We start from the raw sequence: 5275 nt of genomic DNA on the forward strand, positions 1-5275 counted from the left end.
AAAAGTGATAAAATTTTTATAATTTAAGCAAAATTCTAGCATAAAATTTTTATTATATTTTATTTTGCTGCTATAATGCGCGAAAAATTTTGATTATTTTAAGGAAATTTTATGGGACTAAAAAGCGATAAATGGATCAGACAAATGTCGCAGCGGCACGATATGATAGCGCCCTTTTGCGAGGAAAATATCGGCCGCGGCGTCGTTAGCTACGGACTTTCGAGCTACGGATACGACATACGCGTAGCGCGCGAATTTAAAATTTTTACAAACGTCGGCGGAACGGTCGTCGATCCTAAAAATTTCGACGCAAAAAACGTCGTGGATTTTGAGGGCGACGTCTGCATCGTGCCGCCGAATTCCTTCGCGCTAGCGCGCACCATCGAATACTTCAAAATGCCGCGCGACGTGCTTGCGATCTGTCTGGGCAAAAGCACCTACGCGCGCTGCGGCATCATCGTAAACGTAACGCCATTTGAGCCCGGTTTTGAGGGACACATCACGATTGAAATCTCCAATACCACGCCGCTGCCTGCAAAAATTTACGCGAACGAAGGCATCGCGCAGGTTTTGTTTCTGCAAGGAGATGAGCCGTGCGAGGTGAGCTACTGCGACAAAAAGGGCAAATACCAAAGCCAAAAGGGCATCACGCTGCCTAGAATTCTAAAGGATTAAACAATGAAAAATTTAATCATCGTAGAATCCCCCGCAAAAGCCAAAACGATCAAAAAATTCTTAGGCGATGACTACGACGTCGTCGCTTCAAAAGGACATATCCGCGATCTGCCGCAGAAAAAATTCGGCATTAAAATCAAAGATAAAAGCTTCGAGCCCGAATACGAAATTAGCGCCGACCACGATCAGATCGTAAAGCAAATAAAGACGCTCGCCAAAAAGGCGGATCAAATTTATCTCGCGACGGACGAGGACCGCGAGGGCGAGGCGATCGCCTATCATATCGCTGCTTCGATCGGCAAGCAGGCGCAGGAGCTGCCGCGCATCGTATTTCACGAGATCACCAAAAGCGCGATCTCAAACGCGCTAAGCTCGCCGCGCAAGCTGAATATCGCAAGCGTAAACGCTCAACAAGCGCGCCGCCTGCTCGATCGCATCGTGGGCTACAAGCTAAGTCCGCTTTTAAATTTAAAGATCCAGCGCGGCTTAAGCGCGGGTCGCGTCCAAAGCGCCGCGCTTAAGATCGTCGTCGATCGCGAGCGCGAAATTTTAAATTTTAAACCGGTAGAATTTCACAGCATCGACGCGGTTTTTAAGAAGGACTTGGAAGCCGAGCTCGTGGAATTTCGCGGTAAAAAGATGGAAAAGCTCTCGATCAAAAACGCGGCGCAGGCTAGCGAGATCGTTTCTGAGCTGCAAAAAGACAAATTTAGCGTAGAGAGTATCGAGAGCAAGTCGCGCAAGACAAACCCCTACCCGCCGTTTATGACCTCGACGCTACAACAGGCGGCGAGCACGGCTCTGGGCTTTAATCCGCGCAAGACGATGAGCCTCGCGCAAAGCCTTTACGAGGGGGTTAATACCAAAAACGGCGGTGCGATCACCTACATGCGAACCGACTCGCTAAATATCGCCAAAGAAGCGATCGCGGCAGCTCGCGAGCTCATAGAGCAGCGCTTCGGCGAAAAGTATCTGCCCAAAAGCGCGAATTTATACGCCACCAAAAGCAAAGGCGCGCAGGAAGCGCACGAAGCGATAAGACCTACCGATCTGAAGCTTACCCCCGAGCTTGCGCAAAAAATCCTGCCTCGCGACGAATACCGCCTTTATGCGCTCATCTACAACCGCTTCGTAGCCTCGCAGATGAGCCCTAGCGTCTCGCAGATCCAAACGATCATCGTGCGCGGCGAAGCGGGCGCGTTTAAGATCAGCGGACGTAAGGTGGAATTTGACGGTTTTTACAAGGCTTACGGCGATCTGGATAAAGATAAAATTTTACCGAGCCTTAGCGCGGGCGATGCGATGAGCCTGCAAAGCCTGAGCTCGCAGCAGCACTTCACCGAGCCGCCGGCACGCTATTCGGAAGCGAGCCTCATCAAAAAGCTCGAAAGCCTCGGCATCGGTAGGCCCTCGACCTATGCGCCTACCATCTCGCTGCTTACGGCGCGCAACTACGTCAATATCGAGCAAAAGCACCTGGTGCCGAGCGAGATCGCCTTTAAGATCACCGAGATGCTGGAGCAAAATTTTAAAAATATCGTCGATAGCGAGTTCACCTCCAAAATGGAAGAAAAACTCGACGATATCGCCGAAAACAAAGCGGACTGGCAGCAAATTTTGGCGGATTTTTACTACCCTTTTATGGACGAGATCGCCAAAGGAAAAACGTCGATCGCAAGCCAAAAGCTAGCCGAAAAGATCGGCGAAGCATGCCCGAACTGCGGCGGCGAGCTACTTAAGCGCCAGGGCAGATTCGGCGAGTTTATCGCTTGCTCGAACTATCCGAAGTGCAAATACTCGCGCAACGCAGACGCTAGCGCCGAGGAGGCGAGCGAGGAAAAGGCGGCGCCCGAAGTACTGGATGAAAAATGCCCGCAGTGCGGTAAAAATTTGATCAAGCGTAAGGGCAGATACGGCGAGTTCATTGCTTGCGAGGGCTATCCGAAGTGCAAATACTCGCGCAAAATCGAAGGCGCGGCAAAGGAGAAAAAACCGCTCGTCTCCACGGGCGTAAAGTGCCCGAGCTGCGGCACCGGCGAGATCGTCGAGCGCTTCTCCAGACGCGGCAAATTCTACGGCTGCACGAACTACCCAAAGTGCGGCTTTGTGAGCAACTACGCGCCGATCGCGCGCGCATGCCCGCAGTGCGGCAACTCATACATGCTTCGCAAAGAGCTGAAAAAAGGCAATTTTGCCGAGTGCCCGCAGTGCAAGCTTAAAGAAGAGATCGATTGATAATAGGCGTCATCTCGGACTCTCATCGCGAAACAAAGGTCGCTGCCAGCGCCATAGAGTGGCTGCTCGCGCGCGGAGCGGATCTGCTCGTGCATGCAGAGGGCATCGTCGAGAGCGAGACGCTGCGGCTTTTGAGGCAAAGCGGCAAGCCCTACTTCGCGGTTTTATGGAATAACGACGAAGCGCTTGCTGAGTTTAGAAACGACTTCAACCTATACGATGAGCCCTTCTGCACGGAGTTTGCTGGAGTGCGACTAAAAATCATGCACCATCCGTTTTATCTCTTTGACGAGGAGCCCGCGGCGCAAAATGAAGCTGGCGGATTAAATTTAGACGCGGGTGCGGATCGCGCGGCAAATTTTCGCAAGGATTTCGGCGCAGACCTAGTCAAAAATTCTAGCTTTAGCTACGAAGTAGGTTGTGGCGTAAATTTAGGCTCAGGCTGCGGAGCGGATTGCGGGGAAATTTTAATCGCAAATTCTAAAGCGGTGGATTGCTCGGTAAATTTAAACTCAAATTTTAATACTGCGAGTGCAGATAGAATTTTAAACGGCGCGCGCAGCACAGATGTAAATTTTAAAAACATAGTTAGCGCGAGCGCAAATTTAAAAAGCGGGCAGTCCGCAAGTCCAAATGTAAACTTGAGCTTGAATGCAGGCGCGGAAGTGAACTCAAACACAAATTTAAACTCAAATGCAAGCGCAAATTTAACCGCTAATATGGGCTCGGGTATGAACTCTAAAGCGAGCTCGAGTGCCGATCGCGCAGTAAATTTAACGGCGCCGAGCTTAAGCGCGAATTCATCCGCACCGAACTCGTGCGTAAAATTATCTGAGCTGAGTTTGGGTTCAAATTTGACCGCGAATTCTGACCCCAATGCAAGCGGCGAAGATAAAAATCGGGGTCCGTGCGAGCGCGGCGCGGATAAAATTTCAACTATCAAAATTTACGGCCACACTCACTTTTTCGCCGCGGCGATAGATAAAAACGGTGCGCTCGTGTTAAATCCGGGCGAGATTTGCGGGCGCAAAAAGCGGCTTTTCGGTTTGCCTGTGTTGTGGTACAAGAGCGAAAATTGCGCATATTTCGTCTCTGTTCGCAGCGCAAAGAACTATAAAGCGCCCGAAAGGAGGTCTTAAAATGATACGAAAAGCCCCTGGGCAGCCAGAGAAAATGCTAGAAAGATGCGAAAAAATTCTAAAACAGTGCGGAGAAAATCTAAAAGGATGCGAGGCCAAAGCTTATGAATGAAATTTACGTCCTAATCGCGCTATCGTTTTTGATCTTTGCTTCGCCCTTTTTGGCTAGCTTAGCTAGAATTCCGCTCTCGCCTATGGAGATCATGCTTGGCATCATAGCCGCAAATTTAGGGCTTTTGCCGCCAAGCGCGACCTTCGATCTAGCCGCGCAGATCGGCTTTTGCTACCTTATGTTTTTGGCGGGCTGCGAAGTGGATTTCCGCGCGCTACTTGCGATGCCGCGTAAAATTCTGCGGCTGATCCTAATCTTTTTGGCGCTGCTTCATATCCTAAGCGCACTTGCGGTTTGGGTGTTTGAACTGCCGCAGATGCTCATCATCGCCGCACCTCTGATGAGCGTCGGGCTGCTTTCGGCGCTGTATAAGGAATACGGCAAGGATCAAGCGTGGCTCAATCTCGCGATGCCCGCGGGCGTGATCGGCGAGCTCATCAGCATCGCCGCCCTCACTGTGGGCGGCATCTACCTTAAAAACGGCTTCGGCGTAGAGATGGCGCTTCATATCGGCGCGCTTTTGGGCTTTTCCGTGGCAGCCTTGGCGGTTTTTAAAGGGCTTGAAATTTTATTTTGGTGGTTCCCCGCGCTAAAAACGGTTATCATGCCTAAATACGACAAAAATGAAAAGGACGTGCGATTTGCGATGGCGCTGTTTTGCCTCATCTGCGCCGGAGTGATGCTTTTAGGGCTTGAGGTCGTCATCGGCGCCTTCATCGCAGGCACCTTTCTGCCGACCTTTTTCTCGCACAAGGACGACCTCATCGAGAAGCTATCGTCGTTCGGCTTCGGCTTTTTGGTGCCGATATTTTTCATACACACCGGAGCCGTAATCAAGCTTGAAGCGCTCCTTATGCCCGGAGTGATGAGCTTTGCCGTAAGCCTAGCGGCGCTGATGTTTGGCATCAGGCTGCTTGCGAGCGCTACGTTTTTAAGCACCCTGGGCCGCAAAGGTGCGGCGCTTTTCGCGCTATCGCTTTCTATGCCTCTGACGCTAGTGATCGCCACGGCGACGCTCTTTTACTCTACCGCCGCGATCTCGCAAGAGATATACTTCGCGATGATCATCGCCTCGCTCATAGAGGCGCTCGCATCGATGATTTTGATAAATTTT

4 protein-coding genes are annotated in these 5275 nt (G+C 51.0%); all 4 read left to right on the forward strand.

Features of this window, described 5'->3' with window-relative positions; genetic code table 11:
• Positions 1-111 precede the first annotated feature (111 nt).
• Positions 112-675 carry a dCTP deaminase gene (dcd, locus tag Q0095_RS07380; protein ID WP_297882769.1) on the forward strand — a complete coding sequence of 188 codons (564 nt, stop codon included), beginning with the start codon at positions 112-114 and terminating at the stop codon, positions 673-675.
• Positions 676-678: 3 nt separating this feature from the next.
• Positions 679-2910 carry a type I DNA topoisomerase gene (topA, locus tag Q0095_RS07385; RefSeq protein ID WP_297882771.1) on the forward strand — a complete coding sequence of 744 codons (2232 nt, stop codon included), beginning with the start codon at positions 679-681 and terminating at the stop codon, positions 2908-2910.
• The gene (locus Q0095_RS07390) at positions 2907-4049 is read left to right on the forward strand and encodes a metallophosphoesterase family protein (RefSeq protein ID WP_297882773.1); all 1143 of its coding nucleotides are present in this window, start codon (positions 2907-2909) and stop codon (positions 4047-4049) included. Before topA ends, Q0095_RS07390 begins: the two co-directional genes overlap by 4 nt.
• 104 nt (positions 4050-4153) lie before the next feature.
• Positions 4154-5275 (forward strand): cation:proton antiporter (locus tag Q0095_RS07395; protein ID WP_297882775.1); only part of this gene is annotated, 1122 nt, incomplete at its 3' end.

The sequence above is a fragment of the uncultured Campylobacter sp. genome (assembly GCF_938045535.1).
In the GTDB taxonomy this organism is placed as follows: domain Bacteria; phylum Campylobacterota; class Campylobacteria; order Campylobacterales; family Campylobacteraceae; genus Campylobacter_B.

Excerpts from the sequence above, each read along its gene's own strand:
- dcd (WP_297882769.1), top strand. The coding sequence starts at position 112 with ATGGGACTAAAAAGCGATAAATGGATCAGACAAATGTCGCAGCGGCAC.
- topA (WP_297882771.1), top strand. The coding sequence starts at position 679 with ATGAAAAATTTAATCATCGTAGAATCCCCCGCAAAAGCCAAAACGATC.